12 protein-coding genes and 2 riboswitches are annotated in these 16951 nt (G+C 75.4%); of the genes, 7 read left to right on the top strand and 5 right to left on the bottom strand.

Going from position 1 to position 16951, the window contains the following annotated elements; translation table 11 throughout:
* Positions 1–91: 91 nt before the first annotated feature.
* Positions 92–2839, top strand: a complete 2748-nt coding sequence (locus tag ACFVVX_RS07765) for a hypothetical protein (RefSeq protein WP_387942569.1) — start codon at positions 92–94, stop codon at positions 2837–2839.
* A gap of 58 nt (positions 2840–2897) precedes the next feature.
* Here ACFVVX_RS07765 and metE read toward each other — a convergent pair whose 3' ends face one another.
* From metE to ACFVVX_RS07740, 5 genes are all read right to left on the bottom strand, one after another.
* On the bottom strand, positions 2898–5255 hold the full coding sequence (gene metE, locus ACFVVX_RS07760; RefSeq protein ID WP_387942567.1) for a 5-methyltetrahydropteroyltriglutamate--homocysteine S-methyltransferase: 2358 nt from the start codon (positions 5253–5255) through the stop codon (positions 2898–2900).
* Between the two features lie 137 nt (positions 5256–5392).
* Positions 5393–5615: riboswitch (cobalamin riboswitch) on the bottom strand.
* A gap of 128 nt (positions 5616–5743) precedes the next feature.
* The gene (mmsB, locus tag ACFVVX_RS07755) at positions 5744–6631 is read right to left on the bottom strand and encodes a 3-hydroxyisobutyrate dehydrogenase (protein WP_387942565.1); all 888 of its coding nucleotides are present in this window, start codon (positions 6629–6631) and stop codon (positions 5744–5746) included.
* Complete coding sequence (locus ACFVVX_RS07750; protein WP_387942563.1) at positions 6628–7701, bottom strand: enoyl-CoA hydratase/isomerase family protein; 1074 nt, start codon at positions 7699–7701, stop codon at positions 6628–6630. Before ACFVVX_RS07750 ends, mmsB begins: the two co-directional genes overlap by 4 nt.
* Positions 7701–8831 carry an acyl-CoA dehydrogenase family protein gene (locus ACFVVX_RS07745; protein ID WP_387942561.1) on the bottom strand — a complete coding sequence of 377 codons (1131 nt, stop codon included), beginning with the start codon at positions 8829–8831 and terminating at the stop codon, positions 7701–7703. The genes ACFVVX_RS07750 and ACFVVX_RS07745 overlap by 1 nt, the downstream gene beginning before the upstream one ends.
* Before the next feature lie 16 nt (positions 8832–8847).
* Complete coding sequence (locus tag ACFVVX_RS07740; protein WP_387942559.1) at positions 8848–10347, bottom strand: CoA-acylating methylmalonate-semialdehyde dehydrogenase; 1500 nt, start codon at positions 10345–10347, stop codon at positions 8848–8850.
* Positions 10348–10563: 216 nt separating this feature from the next.
* Positions 10564–10755: riboswitch (cobalamin riboswitch) on the bottom strand.
* A 345-nt stretch (positions 10756–11100) separates the two neighbouring features.
* On the opposite strand from ACFVVX_RS07740, the gene dhbA reads away from it, so the two are divergent.
* The 6 genes from dhbA to ACFVVX_RS07710 all read left to right on the top strand — a co-directional run bounded on the left by dhbA (position 11101) and on the right by ACFVVX_RS07710 (position 16771).
* Positions 11101–11853, top strand: coding sequence for a 2,3-dihydro-2,3-dihydroxybenzoate dehydrogenase (gene dhbA / locus ACFVVX_RS07735; RefSeq protein ID WP_387942557.1), 753 nt, complete (start codon positions 11101–11103; stop codon positions 11851–11853).
* Between the two features lie 82 nt (positions 11854–11935).
* Entirely contained in the window at positions 11936–13114 is a 1179-nt protein-coding gene (locus ACFVVX_RS07730) for an isochorismate synthase (protein ID WP_387942555.1), read from the top strand.
* Positions 13111–14703: a (2,3-dihydroxybenzoyl)adenylate synthase gene (locus tag ACFVVX_RS07725; protein WP_387942553.1), complete on the top strand. Its 1593-nt coding sequence runs from the start codon at positions 13111–13113 to the stop codon at positions 14701–14703. Before ACFVVX_RS07730 ends, ACFVVX_RS07725 begins: the two co-directional genes overlap by 4 nt.
* Positions 14704–14805: 102 nt before the next feature.
* Positions 14806–15438 (top strand): isochorismatase family protein, encoded by a 633-nt coding sequence (locus tag ACFVVX_RS07720; RefSeq protein WP_387942551.1) that lies wholly within the window; start codon positions 14806–14808, stop codon positions 15436–15438.
* A complete protein-coding gene (locus ACFVVX_RS07715) occupies positions 15435–16247 on the top strand; it encodes an ABC transporter ATP-binding protein (RefSeq protein WP_387942549.1) in 813 nt (270 codons plus the stop codon). The genes ACFVVX_RS07720 and ACFVVX_RS07715 overlap by 4 nt, the downstream gene beginning before the upstream one ends.
* Positions 16244–16771, top strand: coding sequence for a GNAT family N-acetyltransferase (locus ACFVVX_RS07710; RefSeq protein ID WP_387942547.1), 528 nt, complete (start codon positions 16244–16246; stop codon positions 16769–16771). The genes ACFVVX_RS07715 and ACFVVX_RS07710 overlap by 4 nt, the downstream gene beginning before the upstream one ends.
* Positions 16772–16951: the final 180 nt, after the last annotated feature.

Here is a 16951-nt window from a genome sequence, read left to right as displayed (position 1 = left end):
CGGACCGGCGGGTGAACCCCCGCCGGTCCGGGGCCCGTAGAGCCGGTTGGAGCCCCGCCACGATGGGACCGGGCAGGGAGAGGGCAGAGCGATGAGCACACCAGCACTGACGGCCGGGACCGGCGACGGCGCCGAGGCCGGTCCCGGGCCCGCTTCCGGCACAGCGACCGGCACAGCGGCCGCGTCCGGCACCGGTGCGGTGGCGCCCGCGCACGCGTGGCGCCGGCTGGCCCGCCGCCTCGGCGGCTCCTCCGGGCCCGGGCCGTCGGGCGCGGCGGGGCCCTCCGCCCTGCACCGGGCCGGCCCCCACTTCGTCATCGCCCCGGCCGCGACCCCGCACCGCAACGGCGCCGGCCCGACCGGTCTCCCCGCCGGGCTGGCGGCCGCCGTGGAGGGGCTGCAACCCGCCCCGCAGGCGCTGATCCTGCTCGCGGCCGCCCCCGACGCGGCGGCCGTCCTGCTCGGGCGGCTGGCGGAACTGACCCACACCGCCGCCGCCCGGGGTGCCACCACCCTGGTCCTGGCCGCCTCCGGGCTCGCCGCCGCCCCGGCGACCGGGCGGCGGCCGGCCGAACAGCTCGCCGAGCTGGCCGGGATCACGGTGGTGGCCCCGGACGGGATGGTCACGCTCCGGCCCGACGGCACCCTGCTGACCAGCGGTCCGGAGGAGGGCGCCCCCTCGTCCTGGTGGCTCTGCCCGCCCGCCGGGGCGGTCCGGGGCCTCGGCCCGGTCTGGCCGCCGTCGGCCCAGGCGGGTGCTCCGGCGACCGCCGCGGTGGCCAACACCGAACCGGTGCCGGTGCCCAAGGCCGTGCCCGCCGCCGTACCGGCTGTACCCGCTGTACCGGCCATACCCGCCGTACCGGTTGCACCCGCTGTACCGGCCATACCCGCCGTACCGGCAGAGCCCGCCGAGCCCGCCGAGCCCGCCGCCGAGGTGCCCGGCCCCGACGGCCTGCTGCTCAGCGCGCTGCCGAACGGCTTCTGGCTCAGGAGCGGCTCCGCCGGGGCCACCCGGCCCACCTCGCTGAACCAGGCCGGCGCCGCCGAGGGCACCTTCGTCGTGGTCGTCGGCCACCCCGGCGGCCCGTTGCCGCCCGCCGCGCGGCTGGCCGCCACCGTCCGCCGGCTGATCCCCTCCGACCAGGGTGAACTGCTGCTCAGCGCACCGTGGTCGACCGTCCGCGCGCTCAGCAGGCTGGCCGCCGAACTCGCGGTCGCACTGAAGCGTGACGTCCGGGTGGCCGTCGGCCTGCCGATGCGCACCGCCGGCGGGTACTCGTCCCGTCTCCTGGACGCCGACGGCAACGCGACCTGGGAGCCGTGGCTGACCGAGCTGACCGCCTCCGCCGAGCTGCGCCGCCTGTTCGCCTCCGCCTGGCGTGACGCGCCGACCGACCTGACGCCGTGCGGACCGGCACTCTTCGAGACCGACGTACCGGGGTGGTGGCTGGAGGCCGTGCCCGCCGGGCTGTGGCTGCGTCCGACCGACCCCGGGATCGACCGGGAGCCCCGGCTGCTGGAACCGGACCCGGCGCGGCCGCGGCTGCTGGTCGGCGCGGGTCGGCAGCCGGTGCCCCCGGAGGTTCTGGCGGGCCTGGGCAGGCTGCTGGACGCGCTCGCCCAGCCGGAGGCGGCCGAGCCGGCCCTGATGGTCAACGGCGTGCCGAGCTCCGGGGCCGTGACCTTCGGCCGGGTTGTCGGGGTGCCGGACGAACCCGTCCGGCCGAGCGCCACCGCCACGAGCTCGTCCGAGCCGGCCGCCCCCGTGCCGCCCGCCCCCGAATCGGCTGCCCCCGTGCCGCCCGCCCCCGAATCGGCTGCCCCCGAACCGCCCGCCCCCGAATCGGCCCTCGACGAAACGGCCGTCCTGGAACCGGTCATCCTGGAACCGGTCGTCCTGGCACCGGTCGTCCTGGCGCCGCCCGCCGTCGACCCCCTGCACAAGCAGCCTGCCGAGCAGCCGGACGGACAGCCCGCCGAGCCCCCGGTCGAGCCCCCCGCCCAACAGCCGACCGAGCCCCCGGCCGAACACCCCGTGCAGGCCCGGCCGCTGACCTCCGGGACAGCCGCCACCGCGCCCGCCCAACCGGGCATCGCCGCCCAGCGCGCCGCGTTCAACACCCTGCTGGGCAGTCACTTCCAGCGCTGCGCGAGCCACGCCGACCAGGTCGCCATGCGCCTCCCGGCCCTGCGCTCCAGCGCGCGCGAGGACCTCAAGAGCGACCTGGCGGCGGTCTACCTGCACCACGTCGACACCGGCATCCCGGTCACCCGCGCGGAGCTGGTCGCCGCGGCACGCCGGTCCGACCCCGGCCCGGTGGCCTCCTACCTGGCCTGCCTCGGCTCCGGCCTGCGCAGGCTCCCGAGCCACCACGGCGCCGTGCTGCTCGGCGCAGACGCGGGCGAGTCCGAGCTGCGGCACTACGTCCCGGGGGCGCTGCTGTCCGAGCCCGCGCCGGTCATCGGACTCCCTGCCCACGACGTCGAGTTGGGTACGCCGGTCGAGTTCGCGGTGTGGTCCGTGACCGGCCGCAGGACCTCGGTCTTCGCCGAGGACGGCGAGCACGAGGTGGTGTTCCCGCCCGGGTCGCAGTTCTCCGTCCTCGAGGTGATGCCCGCCGAGGACGGCCGGCCGACCAGGGTCCTGCTCCGCGAGGACGGCCTCCCCGCCACCCCGCAGCGCGCCGAGAGCGGGATCCCGGACCGCCGGGACCAGCACGCCCGACTGCGCCTGCTCGCCTGGCTGGCCCGCCGGGACCTCCTCACCGCCGAGGAGCGCCGCACCCCGGCCCGCCCGAAGCGCTTCCAGCTCACCCCCGGCGTCGCCCGCCACTGAGCAGGGCCGCCGGGGCGGGTGCGCGGCTGTGGTGCGCGCACCCGCCCCGGTGCGGGCCTCAGCCCTCCAGTTCGGTGCGGACCAGCCGGGCGGCCGCGACCAGGCTCTCCAGCGAGGCGCGGGTCTCGCTCCAGCCGCGGGTCTTCAGACCGCAGTCGGGGTTGACCCAGAGCCGCTCGGCGGGGATCGCCGCGAGCCCGGCGCGCAGCAGCTCGACCGCCTCCTCCGTGCTCGGCACCCGCGGCGAGTGGATGTCCCAGACGCCCGGTCCGACCTCGCGCGGGTACCCGGCACCGGCCAGCTCCCGGGCGACCTGCATGTGTGAGCGGGTGGCCTCCAGCGAGATCACGTCGGCGTCGAGGTCCTCGATGGCGCGCAGGATGTCACCGAACTCGGCATAGCACATGTGGGTGTGGATCTGGGTGTCGGCGCGGACCCCGGCGGTCGAGAGCCGGAACGACTCGGTGGCCCAGTCCAGATAGGCCGGTCGGCCGGCGGCGCGCAGCGGCAGGGTCTCCCGCAGGGCGGGTTCGTCGACCTGCACCACCGCGGCGCCCGCGGCCTCCAGGTCGGCGACCTCGTCGCGCAGCGCGAGGGCCACCTGGCGGGCGGTGTCGCCGAGCGGCTGGTCGTCGCGGACGAAGGACCAGGCGAGCATGGTGACCGGGCCGGTGAGCATGCCCTTCACCGGGCGGTCCGTGAGGTCCTGGGCGTAGCGGAACCAGTCGACGGTCATCGGGTGCGGGCGGGAGATGTCCCCGGCCAGCACCGGCGGGCGGACGTAGCGGGTGCCGTAGGACTGCACCCAGCCGTGCCGGGTGGCCAGGTAGCCGGTGAGCTGTTCGGCGAAGTACTGGACCATGTCGTTGCGTTCGGGCTCGCCGTGGACGAGGACGTCGAGGCCGGCCTTCTCCTGGTAGGCGATCACCTCGCGGACCTCGGCCTCGATGCGCTCCCGGTAGGCGGCCGCGCCGATGCGGCCGGCCGTGAGGTCGGCGCGGGCGACGCGAAGCTCCGCGGTCTGCGGGAAGGAGCCGATGGTGGTGGTCGGCAGCAGGGGCAGGCCGAGCCGGGCGCGCTGGGCCTCGGCGCGCTGCGGATAGGCCTGGGCCCGGCGGGCGTCGGCCTCGGTGACGGCGGCGACCCGGGCGCGGACGGCCGGGTCCCGGGTGATCGGCGAGGTCGACCGGGAGGCCAGGTCTGCGCGGTTGGCGGCGAGTTCGGCGGTGATCGCACCGGTGCCGTCGCGCAGCCCGCGGGCGAGCAGCGCCGTCTCGGCGGCCTTCTGGCGGGCGAAGGCGAGCCAGCGGGCGATCTGCGGGTCGAGCTCGCGCTCCAGGTCGGCGTCGAGCGGGACGTGCAGCAGCGAGGCGGACGGCGCGACGTCGACCCGGTCGGCGAGGCCGAGGAGGGTCGCCAGGGTGCCCAGCGACTTCTCCAGGTCGTTGATCCAGATGTTGCGGCCGTCGACCACCCCGGCGACCAGGCGCTTGCCCGGCAGTCCGCCGGCGGCGGCGAGGTCGTCGAGGTTGGCCGAGGCCGCGCCGGTGAAGTCCAGCGCGAGGCCGTCGATCGGGGCCTTGGCGAGCACCGGGAGGGCCTCGCCGAGGCGGTCGAAGTAGGTCGCGACCAGCAGCTTGGGCCGGTCGGTCAGCGCGCCGAGGTCCCGGTAGGCGCGGGCGGCGGCGTTCAGTTCGGCCGGGGTGCGGTCCTGGACCAGCGCAGGCTCGTCCAGCTGGACCCACTCGGCGCCGGCCGCGCGCAGGTCCGCGAGGAGTTCGGCGTAGACGGGCAGCAGCCGGTCCAGCAGGGTGATCGGCTGGAAGTCCTCGGCGACGCCCGGGGCGGGCTTGGCGAGCAGCAGGTAGGTGACCGGGCCGACCAGGACCGGGCGCGCCGTGTGGCCGAGGCTCAGGGCCTCGGCGAGCTCGCCGACCGCCTTGGCCGGGTTGGCGGCGAAGGTGGTCGCGGGGCCCAACTCGGGTACCAGGTAGTGGTAGTTGGTGTCGAACCACTTGGTCATCTCCAGCGGCGCGACGTCCTGGGTGCCGCGCGCCATGGCGAAGTAGCCGTCCAGCGGGTCGGCGTCGACGGCCGCCCGGTGGCGGGCCGGGATCGCACCGACGGCGACCGTGGTGTCCAGCACGTGGTCGTAGAGCGAGAAGTCGCCGGTGGGGACTTCCTGGATACCGGCCTCGGCGAGCCGCTGCCAGGTGTCGCGGCGCAGCTGCGCGGCGGTGGTCTGCAGGGCCTCGGCCGTGACCGCGCCCTTCCAGTACCCCTCGATCGCCTTCTTCAGCTCCCGGTTCGGGCCCTGCCGCGGATAGCCGTGGACGGTGGCCTGCGGGGAGTTGGCCTGCGGGGTGGTGCCGGGCTGCGCGGTGGCGGCCTGCGGGGTGGTGGAACTCGATGACACGGAACTCTCCTTCGCGAGTCGCGCTGCGATCCCGGGAGAGCACGAGGACGTGAAGGTACGACAGTGGGTGCGCGACACCAGGATGTGCCCGCCCGCTCCGCCGACCCGCCCACGAGGTCACCGAGATCTCCGCGTGCGGGGTGCACACGGGCAGTGGCAGGTCTTCGGACTCGTCGGCACGTCCGCCTGAGTCAGGCGGACACCTACTGGCCGTCGCTTCCCAGGCCCCCGTTGGGGCCCAGTGCATGTGACGGCGGTCGTTCCCACTCACCGCTGCGGGGCAGTCCCGGATTCCCACCGGGTTCCCTCTTACGACGCCGTGGCTGGAGGACACGGCGAACCGACTGCACCGCCCACCCTAGGGCCCGCGGGGCCCGCCCGTCACGACCGGTCCGGATTCCGGATGGCCGCACGGGAGCGGGCGGGAGCGGGACGGGCCGCGGCACGGCGAGGTGCCGGGCCCGCCCCGGGCGCCGTCCTGCGGGCGGCTACCCCCTGGCGCCTCCGAGGGTGGTGACGATGGCCGAGAAGTCCAGTCCGCGCCCCTGACCGGCGGCGAAGTCCGCGAACAACTCGGCGGCCCGCACGCCGAGTTCCGCGGGTACGCCGGCGGCCTTCGCGGCGTCGGCGGCCAGTCCGAGGTCCTTGGCCATCAGGGCGGCGGCGAACCCGGGCAGGTAGTCCCGGTTGGCGGGGCTGGCGGGCACCGGGCCGGGGACGGGGCAGTTGGTGGTGAGCGCCCAGCACTGGCCGGAGGCGGTGGAGGCGACGTCGAACAGCGCCTGGTGGCTCAGCCCGAGGCTCTCGCCGAGGACGAAGGCCTCGCTGACGGCGATCATCGAGATGCCGAGGATCATGTTGTTGCAGATCTTCGCGGCCTGTCCGGCGCCGGAGGAGCCGCAGTGCACGATCCGGCGGCCCATCGCCGCCAGCACCGGTTCGACGTCCGCGAAGTCCCCGTCGGCCGCGCCCACCATGAAGGTGAGGCTCGCGGCGGTCGCGCCGGGCACACCGCCGGACACCGGGGCGTCCACCGCCCGGTGCCCGGCCGCCAGCGCGAGGCCGTGGGCGGCCCGGGCGTCCGCGACGTCGATGGTGGAGCAGTCGACGAAGAGCGTGCCGGGGCGGGCGGCGGGCAGCAGGTCCGCGTAGGCGGCCAGGACGTGCCGGCCGGCCGGCAGCATGGTGACCACCAGGTCCGCGCCGGCCACGGCGTCGGCCGCCGAAGCCGCGGGGCGGACCCCGGCGTCGGCGGCCTGCCGCAGCGCCTCCGGGGCGAGGTCGAAGCCGCTGACGCGGTGGCCGGCCCTGACCAGGTTGGCGGCCATCGGGCCGCCCATGTTGCCGAGTCCGATGAATCCGACGGCGTGGGTCACCAGCGCTCCAGGGGTGTGGTGGCGGCGAGGCCGAGCTCGCGCGCTCCGAGGGGGGCGAAGTAGCGGGCGACCGCGCCGGGGGTGACGGCGTCCAGCGTCGCCGGGTTCCACCGCGGTGTGCGGTCCTTGTCGATCACCTGGGCCCGGATGCCCTCGGCGAGGTCGGGGGTGGCGAGTGCGGCGCAGGAGGTCCGGTACTCCTGGTCCAGGACGGCCTCCAGCGGGCCCAGTTCGCGGGCCCGGCGCAGGGCGGCGAGGGTGGCCTTCACCGCGACCGGGGAGTTGGCGGCGATCCGGTCGGCGGCCTTCTTCGCCTCGGGTTCGCCGCTGTCGGCCAGCCGGTCGAGGATCTCCTCGACGGTGCCGGCCGCGTAGCAGGCGTCGATCCAGTCCCGCTGCCGGGCCAGCGGGCCCGGCGGCGGGAGTGCGACGTGCCGGGCGAGGGCGTCGTGGACGGGGAGTTCGGCGAGGTCGTCGAGCAGGGCGGGCAGCCGCTCGGCGGGCACGAAGTGGTCGGCGAGGCCGCAGAGCAGGGCGTCGCCGGGGCCCGCCGAGCCGGCGGTCAGGGCGAGGTGGGTGCCCAGCTCGCCGGGGGCCAGCGCGAGCAGGTAGGTGCCCCCGACGTCCGGCACGAACCCGATGCCCGCCTCCGGCATCGCCACCCTGGTGGTCTCGGTGACGATCCGGGCGCTGCCGTGGGCCGAGACGCCGACCCCGCCGCCCATCACGATGCCGTTCATCACGGCCACGAAGGGCTTGGGGTACCGGGCGATCCGGGCGTTGAGCCGGTACTCGTCGCGCCAGAAGTCCTCGACCGCGGCCGGGTCGCCGCCGGTGGCGGCGCGGTGGATGGCGACGATGTCGCCGCCCGCGCAGAAGGCGCGCTCCCCGGCCCCGCTGATGACGACGGTCGCGACCCGGTCGTCCCGCTCCCAGTCGTCCAGCGCGGCGGCGATCCGCCGCACCATGGCGTGGGTGAGGGCGTTCAGGGCGGCCGGGCGGTTGAGGACCACCAGGCCGGCCCGGCCCTCCCGCTGGACGAGGACCTCGTTCGTCCCGCTCCCGGCCATCACGCGGCCCCGGTCAGGCCGCGGGCGACGATGACGCGCATGATCTCGTTGGTCCCTTCCAGGATCTGGTGCACCCGCAGGTCGCGGACGATCTTCTCGATGCCGGACTCGGCCAGGTAGCCGTAGCCGCCGTGCAGTTGGAGCGCGGCGTTGGCGACCTCGAAGCCGGTGTCGGTGGCGTAGCGCTTGGCCATCGCGCACAGCTCGGGCGCCCGGGGGTCGCCCTGGTCGAGCGCTGCGGCCGCCCGCCACACCAGCGATCTGGCGGCCTCCAACTCCGTTGCCATGTCCGCCAGTCGGAACTGCAGCGCCTGGGCGTGCAGCAGCCGGGCGCCGAACGCCTCCCGGTCGGCCAGGTAGCCGGTGGCGCGCTCCAGCGCGTCCTGGGCGCCGCCGATCGAGCAGGCGGCGATCCCGATCCGGCCGCCGTTGAGGCCGGTCATGGCGATCCGGAAGCCCTCCCCCTCGGCGCCGAGCAGGCGGTCGGCCGGCAGCCGGACGCCGTCCAGCAGCACCTGGCGGGTCGGCTGCGCGTTCCAGCCCATCTTCTTCTCGTTGGGGCCGAAGGAGACGCCCGGGTCGTCGCGTTCGACCACGAAGGCGGAGATCCCGGACGCCCCCGGGCCGCCGGTGCGGGCCATCACCACGTACACCTGCGCGGCGCCGGCTCCGGAGATGAACTGCTTGACGCCGTCGAGGACGTAGCCGTCGCCGTCGCGCACCGCCCGGGTGGTCAGCGCGGCGGCGTCGGAGCCCGCGCCCGGTTCGGTCAGGCAGTAGCTGGCCAGGCTCTCCATCGAGCAGAGGCCGGGCAGCAGCCGGGCGCGCTGGTCGTCGCTCCCGTAGCGGTCGATCATCCAGGCGACCATGTTGTGGATCGACAGGTACCCGGCGATGGACGGGCAGCCGGTGGCCAGCCCCTCGAACACCAGCACCCCGTCCTGCCGGCCGAGCGCCGAGCCGCCCTGGTCCTCCCGGACGTAGACGCCGCCGAGCCCGAGTCCGGCGCCCTTGCGCAGCACATCGACCGGGAAGTGCTTGTTCTGGTCCCACTCCACCGCGTTCGGGGCGAGGTGCTCGCGGGCGAACCCCCGGCAGGTCTCGGCGATGGCGCGCTGATCCTCCGTCATGGTGTGCACGGCGGCCTCAGCCCATCGTCGGGATGGTGAAGCTCGCGCCCTCCTTGACCCCGGAGGGCCAGCGCGAGGTGACGGTCTTGGTCCGGGTGTAGAAGCGGATCGAGTCGGGCCCGTGCTGGTTGAGGTCGCCGAACCCGGAGCGCTTCCAGCCGCCGAAGGTGTGGTAGGCCACCGGGACGGGGATCGGCACGTTGACGCCGATCATCCCGGTGGTGACCCGGCGGGTGAAGTCCCGCGCGGTGTCGCCGTCCCGGGTGAAGATCGCCACCCCGTTGCCGTACTCGTGCTCGCTGGGCAGCCGCAGCGCCTCCTCGTAGTCCGCCGCGCGGACCACGCACAGCACCGGGCCGAAGATCTCCTCCCGGTAGATGCGCATCCCGGGGGTGACCCGGTCGAAGAGGGTGGCGCCGAGGAAGTAGCCGTCCTCGTACCCGGGCACGGTCAGCCCGCGGCCGTCGACGACCAGTTCGGCACCCTCCTCGACCCCGGCGTCGAGGAAGCCGCGCACCCGGTCCAGGGCGTCCCGGCCGACCAGCGGGCCGAAGTCGGCCTCGGCGTCGTGCGAGGCGCCGACCCTGAGCGCGGCGATCCGCTCGGTGAGCTTGGCCACCAGGGCGTCGGCGGTCTCCTCCCCGACCGGCACCGCGACGGAGATGGCCATGCAGCGCTCGCCGGCCGAGCCGTAGCCCGCGCCGATCAGGGCGTCGGCGGCCAGGTCGAGGTCGGCGTCCGGCATCACGATCATGTGGTTCTTGGCGCCGCCGAAGCACTGCGCGCGCTTCCCGCGGGCGGCCGCGGTGGCGTAGACGTACTGCGCGATGTCGGAGGAGCCGACGAAGCCCAGCGCCGCCACCCGGGGGTCGTCGAGCAGCGTGTCGACCGCCTCCTTGCCGCCGTTGACGACGTTCAGCACGCCCGGCGGCAGACCGGCCTCGACGAAGAGCTCGGCGAGGCGCAGCGGCACCGAGGGGTCCCGCTCGGAGGGCTTGAGGATGAAGGCGTTTCCGCAGGCGATGGCCGGTGCGGCCTTCCACAGCGGGATCATCGCGGGGAAGTTGAACGGGGTGATGCCGGCGACCACGCCGAGCGGCTGGCGCAGCGAGTACACGTCGATGCCGGTGCCCGCGCTGTCGGTGTACTCGCCCTTCAGCAGGTGGGGCACCCCGGCCGCGAACTCGACGACCTCCAGGCCGCGTTGGAGGTCGCCGTGGGCGTCGGCGACGGTCTTCCCGTGCTCGGCGGACAGCAGCCGGGCCAGCGGCTCGCGTTCGGCCTCGACCAGCTGCAGGAAGCGCAGCAGCACGCGGGCGCGGCGTTGCGGGTTCCAGGCGGCCCACTCGGTCTGGGCCTGTTCGGCGTCGGCGATCGCCGCCTCGGTCTCGGCCCGGCCGGCGAGCGGTACGCGCGCCTGGACGGTGCCGGTGTTGGGGTCGTACACGTCGCCGAACACCCCGGAGGTGCCGGTGACGTGCTTTCCGCCGATGAAGTGGGTGAGCTCACGGACCATCACAAGCCTGCTCTCGTCAGGATGTCGGGAGGATCCGAGGGCTGGGGCACGGCAGGGGTCGGCGCCGCGCGCCGCGGTGGGCGGGTCACGGGGTGCCGGGTTCTGCCTGGCGCGGTGGAGACCGTCAGGGTGACGGGTGTGCCGCGGCCGTCGCAGGATCACCAGGGCCAGGAGGAACACAGACCGGTGCCATGCGTGTTTGCTCCATCCTCGTGGACAACACGGAACACCCGCAGTCGGTATCCTGACTCCCGGATCAGCGCGCGCCACCCGGCCTTCCCGGCTGGCTGCCAGTGGCTGGTACTGCGGTGACGCGCTCCCCGGTCACAGTGGCGGGACCGTGCCGGATTCACACCGGCTTCCCTGCACTGCGGGCCTTGGTTCACGACCATATAGTTGGACGTCCTAGTAAGTCCAGGGTGCCGTGCCCCCACCGAGCCCCAGGCGCAAGGGCTCCCCGGCCTGAACCCCTCCGCCGGACATGCCACTTAGGCAAGGCTAACGTCATGTCGGGCGCCCAGCCCGCCACAGCGCCCGGGCGGCAACAGGACCGGGAAGGGGGCGGGGCGGCCGCTGGAGCCCGCCAATGCGGTTAGGCTAACCTTACCTCACTGTCTCGCAAGCCTGTCCGACAGCCGCCGCGCTCCGACCTCAGGGAGAACGTCCATGCCACCCGCCCTCAGCCGCGTCCCCAGACCGCGTCGCACCGGCCGGGCCCCCGGCAAGTCCGCCGCCACGACGGCGCGGTGACCCGTGGCATCGATATCCACCGATGAGTTCAAGGGCCGGACGGCCCTGGTCACCGGCGCCTCCCAGGGCATCGGGGCCGCCGTCGCCCGCCTGCTGACCGACCGCGGGGCCCACGTCGTGGGCAGCGACCTGTCACCCTCCGGGCCCTCGGTCCACCGCCTCGACGTCACGGACGCCGGGGCCGTCGAGCGGCTGGTGGAGCAGGCGGAGCGGGAGCACGGACCGCTCGACATCCTGGTCAACGTCGCGGGCGTGCTGCACTCCGGACCCGCCCTGGACACCAGCGACGAGGACTGGCAGCGCACCTTCGCCGTCAACACCACCGGGGTGTTCCACACCTGCCGCTCCGTCGGGCGCCGGATGGCCGAGCGCGGCCGGGGCAGCATCGTCACCGTCGGGTCCAACGCCGCCGGCGTCCCCCGGATGAACATGGCCGCGTACGCGGCCTCCAAGGCGGCCACCACGATGTTCATGCGCTGCCTGGGCCTGGAGCTGGCCGCCTCCGGGGTGCGCTGCAACCTGGTCTCGCCCGGGTCCACCGACACCCCGATGCAGCGCGCGCTGTGGACCGACGACGACGCCGAGCGCCGGGTCCTCGAAGGCGACCCGGCCACCTACCGGGTGGGGATCCCGCTCGGCCGGATCGCCGCGCCCGAGGACGTCGCCGAGGCGGTCCTCTTCCTGGCCGGCGACCGCGCGCGGCACGTGACCATGCACGACCTCTACGTCGACGGCGGCGCCACCCTGCGGGCCTGACCCCGACCCGGGCGGCCCGGAAGCGCCCGCCCCTTCGAGTCCCACCACCCCGGTGCCCCCGGCACCGGCAGAACGGAGCACCATGACCACGGCTTCCGAGGCCCGGTCCCCCGTCGCGGCGCCGCTGGACGGCAGCGCACTGCTGGCCGCCTACCGCCCGGCCGCCGACCGGGCCTTCCTCACCGGCCCGACCCGGACCCTGCTCGCCGAGGGCGTGCACCGGTCCGTCCCCGACCCCGCCGAGGCCGGCCGGCTGCTGGCCGCGGCGCAGGCCGAGGGCCGCGACCCGGTCGTGGTCGGCGCGATCCCCTTCTCCCCCGGGCGCCCCGCCGAACTGTTCATCCCCGAGCGGGTGCTGCGGGCCGAGCCGATCCGCGGCACCCGCGCCGCCCCCGCCCCCGCCCGGGCGGCGCGGGCCGCGTGGACCAGGCGTCCCGTCCCCGCGCCCGGGGGCTACCGGGACGCGGTCGCCGAGGCGGTACGGCTGATGGGTCAGGACCCGGAGCTCGCCAAGGTCGTCCTCGCCCGCACGCTGGAGCTCACCTCCCCCGGCGGCACCGACATCCCCGCCATGCTCGGCCGGCTGCTGGACCGCGACCCGCACGGCTACACCTTCGCCGTGCCGGCCGGCGGCACCGCCACCCTGGTCGGCGCCAGCCCCGAGCTGCTGGTCTCCCGTCAGGGCGGCCGCGTGGTGTCGAACCCGCTGGCCGGGTCCGCCGCCCGCAGCACCGACCCGGTGGAGGACCGGCGCCGGGCCGAGGAGCTCGCCCGCTCCCCCAAGGACCTCGCCGAGCACGCCTTCGTGGTCGACGCCGTCCGGCAGGCGCTCGCACCGCACTGCGACGACCTCGTCGCCCCCGCGCAGCCCTCGCTCGTCCGCACGGCCGCCATGTGGCACCTGTCCACCACCGTCACCGGGACGCTGCGCGACCCCGCCACCAGCGCCCTGGACCTCGCGCTGGCCCTGCACCCCACCCCGGCGGTCTGCGGCACCCCGACCGACCGGGCCCGGGAGCTGATCGGCACCCTGGAGCCCTTCGACCGCGGCCTCTACACCGGCGTGGTCGGCTGGGGCGACGCCGCCGGCGACGGCGAATGGGTCGTCACCCTGCGCTGCGCCGAGGCCGACGGCGAACGGCTGCGGCTGTTCGCCGGCGCCGGCGTGGTCGCCGCCTCCGTCCCGGAGCACGAACTGGCCGAGACGGCGGCGAAGTTCCGGACCTTCCTGCACGCCGTCGGACTGGAGAACGCCGAATGAGCCTCTACCCCCCGGAGGTCGCCGACCGCTACCGCGCGGCCGGCTACTGGACCGGCGAGACGCTGGACACCATGGTCCGCCGCCACGCCGCCGCCACCCCGGAGCGGATCGCCGTCACCGACGGCGACCGCCACTGGAGCTACGCCGAGCTGGACGCCCGCGCCGACCGGCTCGCCGCCGGGATGCTCTCCCGCGGGCTGCGCAGGGGCGACCGCGTCGTGCTGCAACTGCCCAACGTGGCCGAGTTCTTCGAGGTGTTCTTCGGCGCGCTGCGGGCCGGCGTGGTCCCGGTGATGGCCCTCCCGGCGCACCGCCGGGCCGAGATCTCCTACTTCTGCGAGTTCGCCGAGGCCAGGGCGCTGTTCGTCGCCGACCGCCACGAGGGCTTCGACCACCGCGAACTGGCCGCCGAGGTGTGCGCGGCGGTGCCCGGCCTCGGCGAGGTCTTCGTGGTCGGCGACCCCGGGCGCTTCACCCCGCTCGCCGAGCTGCGCGCCGACGCCCCGACCGCCCCGGCCGACCCCCCGACCGCCGGCGACCTCGCCTTCCTCCAGCTGTCCGGCGGCAGCACCGGGCTGCCCAAGCTGATCCCCCGCAGCCACGACGACTACCTGTACAGCGTCCGCGAGTCGGCCGTGATCTGCGAGCTGTCGCCCGCCAGCGTGTACCTCTGCGCGCTGCCCGCCGCCCACAACTTCGCGCTCAGCTCGCCGGGCACGCTCGGCACCCTGTTCGCCGGCGGGCGCGTCGTGCTGGCCCGCGAGCCCAGCCCGGCCACCGCGCTGCCGCTGATCGCCCGCGAGCGGGTCACGATCACCGGCGTCGTCCCGCCGCTGGCCCTGGTCTGGGCACAGAGCGCCCCCGCCGCCGGCCACGACCTGTCCAGCCTCGAACTGCTCCAGGTCGGCGGCGCCAAGCTCAGCGAGCAGGCCGCCCGCCGGCTCGGCCCGGCGCTCGGCTGCCGGCTCCAGCAGGTGTTCGGGATGGCCGAGGGCCTGGTCAACTACACCCGCCCCGAGGACCCGGAGGACACCGTCCTCACCACCCAGGGCCGCCCGATCTCGGCCGACGACGAGATCCGGATCGTCGACGACGAGGACGCCGACGTGCCCGAGGGGACGACGGGACACCTGCTGACCCGCGGCCCCTACACCATCCGCGGCTACTGGCGGGCGCCCGAGCACAACGCGCGCTCCTTCACCCCCGACGGCTTCTACCGCACCGGGGACCTCGTGCGCCGCACGCCCACCGGCCACCTGGTCGTCGAGGGCCGCGCCAAGGACCAGATCAACCGGGGCGGCGAGAAGGTCGCGGCCGAGGAGGTCGAGAACGTCCTGCTCGCCCACCCCGCGGTGCACGACGTGTCGGTCGTCGCGGTCCCGGACGACTACCTGGGCGAGCGCAGCTGCGCCTACGTGATCCTCCGGCCCGGTGCCGAGCGGCCCCGCCCCGCCGTGCTGAAGGCCTTCGTCCGCGCCGCCGGCCTCGCCGACTACAAGGTCCCGGACCGTGTCGAGTTCGTCGACGACTTCCCCAGCACCGGTGTCGGCAAGGTCAGCAAGAAGGACCTCCGCACCGGCTCCCGCTAGCCTCGCCGACAGCCCTGCCGTCACCACCGGCCCGCCCCACCAGCGCCACCAGCCAGCCCCACCAGCGCCACCAGCCCTGACCGCCCAGAAAGGCCTCCCCGCATGGCACTGCCCGCCATCGCCCCCTACGAGCTGCCCGGCCCCGCGGACCTCCCACCCCGCAAGGTGCCGTGGCAGGTCGACCCGGCGCGGGCCGTCGTCCTCGTCCACGACCTGCAGAACTACTTCCTGGGCGCCTTCCCGGCCGAGGGCCCCCCGCTGGAGCCGGCGCTGGCCAACACCGCCCGGATCCTCGACCGCGCCCGTGCCCTGGGCATGCCGGTGGTCTACTCCCACCAGCGCGGCGGCCAGACCCCCGAGGAGCGCGGCCTCCAACTGGACTTCTGGGGCCCGGGCCTGCCCGACGACCCCCGGGCCCAGGCGGTGCCGGACGTGGTCGCGCCCGCGGCGCAGGACCACATGCTGCTCAAGTGGAAGTACAGCGCGTTCGCCCGCACCGACCTCGCCGAGCTGCTCGACAAGGCCGGCCGCGACCAGCTCGTCATCGTCGGCGTCTACGCCCACATCGGCGTCCTGATGACCGCCTGCGACGCCTGGATGCGCGACGTCCAGGCCTTCGTGGTGAGCGACGCCGTCGCCGACTTCTCCGCCGAGAAGCACGCCGAGGCGCTGCGCTGGGCCGCCGAGAAGTGCGCCGTCGTCCTGACCACCGACGACCTCCTGGAGGGGAAGTGACCACGACCGGCGGGCGGCTGCTCACCGAGAAGGTGACGCTGCGCTACGGCGACCGCGCCATCGCCACCGAGCTGTCGGTGGCGGTGCCGGACGACTCGTTCACGGTGATCGTGGGCCCCAACGCCTGCGGGAAGTCCACCCTGCTGCGGGCGTTCGCCCGGCTGCTGAAGCCCGCCGCGGGGCGGGTGCTCCTGGACGGCGAGCAGATCGGGGCGCTGCCCGCCAAGGAGCTGGCCCGCCGGCTCGGCCTGCTCCCGCAGAGCTCCACGGCGCCCGACGGCATCACCGTCGCCGACCTGGTCGCCCGGGGCCGCTACCCGCACCAGGGCCTGTTCCGGCAGTGGTCCCAGGAGGACGAGCGGATCGTCGCCGAGTCCATGGCGGCGACCAACGTCGACACCCTCGCCGACCGCTTCGTGGACGAGCTCTCCGGCGGCCAGCGCCAGCGCGTCTGGCTCGCCATGGCGATCGCCCAGCAGACCCCGCTGCTGCTCCTCGACGAGCCGACCACCTTCCTGGACATCGCCCACCAGGTCGAGGTCCTCGACCTGTGCGCGCGCCTGCACCAGGAGCAGGGCCGCACCCTGGTCGCCGTCCTGCACGACCTCAACCAGGCCACCCGCTACGCCACCCACCTGATCGCCATGCGTGACGGCGCGGTGGTCGCCGAGGGCGTGCCCTCCGAGATCGTCACCGCCGAACTGGTCGAGCAGGTCTTCGACCTGCCCTGCCAGATCATCGAGGACCCCCAGACCGGCACCCCGCTGGTCGTCCCGCTGGCCCCCGCGCGCCGCGGCTCCTCCCGGTGACAGCGGCGCTGCGCCCGGCCGCCGCTCTGCGGGCGGTCCGCGCCACCGGGGCGGACGCGCAGGCGCTCTACGCGCTGTCCGCCCCGTTCATGCGCTCCGGCGCGCTGCGCGAGCGGACCCCGGACGCCTACCGGCACCCCGGCGACACCTTCCTCGCCGTCCGCGCCGGGGCCGGGCCGGAGCACCCGGACGGCACCGGCGGGGCGCGGCCCGGCCGACTGGACGCCTGCGTCGCGCTGCGCGCCCTGGCGCCCGAGGCCGACCGGCCCGCGACCGGGCTGCTGCACAACTTCTGCGTCCGGACCGACCGTCAGGGCGAGGGCCTCGGCTCGCTCCTGATCACGGCCGTGGTCGCCGAGGCCCGCCGCCGGGGACTGCGCGCCCTGGTGACCGCCACCACCGGCGGCGGCGCGCTGTTCCTGCGGCACGGCTTCCAGGAGATCCCCGCCTCGGCCGCGCCACGCGAGTGGGCGGCCGGGCTGGACCCGGCCCGGCGCTCACAGGTGTTCACCCGGCCGATCTGAACGCCCCGCCCGCACCCGCCCCCGGGCCCGGTGCCAACACCGGGTTGCCCGAGGTGGGTGACGAGGCGCGAGCGCTCCCGGTCCGCGGAGTGCACGAGGAGCGGCCCCCGCCCCCCCCCCCGCGGGGGGGGGGGCGCCCCCGCCGGCGGCTTTAAAAAAAAACACAGCCCACACACAGGG

The sequence above is a fragment of the Kitasatospora sp. NPDC058170 genome (assembly GCF_042883905.1).
Classification (GTDB): domain Bacteria; phylum Actinomycetota; class Actinomycetes; order Streptomycetales; family Streptomycetaceae; genus Kitasatospora.
The sequence above is the reverse complement of the archived record's forward strand: the minus strand, read 5'-3'. Positions and strand labels throughout refer to the sequence as shown.

Excerpts from the sequence above, each read along its gene's own strand:
- ACFVVX_RS07720 (WP_387942551.1), top strand. The coding sequence starts at position 14,806 with ATGGCACTGCCCGCCATCGCCCCCTACGAGCTGCCCGGCCCCGCGGAC.
- ACFVVX_RS07750 (WP_387942563.1), bottom strand. The coding sequence starts at position 7,701 with ATGGCCGGGAGCGGGACGAACGAGGTCCTCGTCCAGCGGGAGGGCCGG.
- ACFVVX_RS07730 (WP_387942555.1), top strand. The coding sequence starts at position 11,936 with ATGACCACGGCTTCCGAGGCCCGGTCCCCCGTCGCGGCGCCGCTGGAC.
- ACFVVX_RS07765 (WP_387942569.1), top strand. The coding sequence starts at position 92 with ATGAGCACACCAGCACTGACGGCCGGGACCGGCGACGGCGCCGAGGCC.
- ACFVVX_RS07745 (WP_387942561.1), bottom strand. The coding sequence starts at position 8,831 with ATGACGGAGGATCAGCGCGCCATCGCCGAGACCTGCCGGGGGTTCGCC.
- ACFVVX_RS07740 (WP_387942559.1), bottom strand. The coding sequence starts at position 10,347 with ATGGTCCGTGAGCTCACCCACTTCATCGGCGGAAAGCACGTCACCGGC.
- ACFVVX_RS07725 (WP_387942553.1), top strand. The coding sequence starts at position 13,111 with ATGAGCCTCTACCCCCCGGAGGTCGCCGACCGCTACCGCGCGGCCGGC.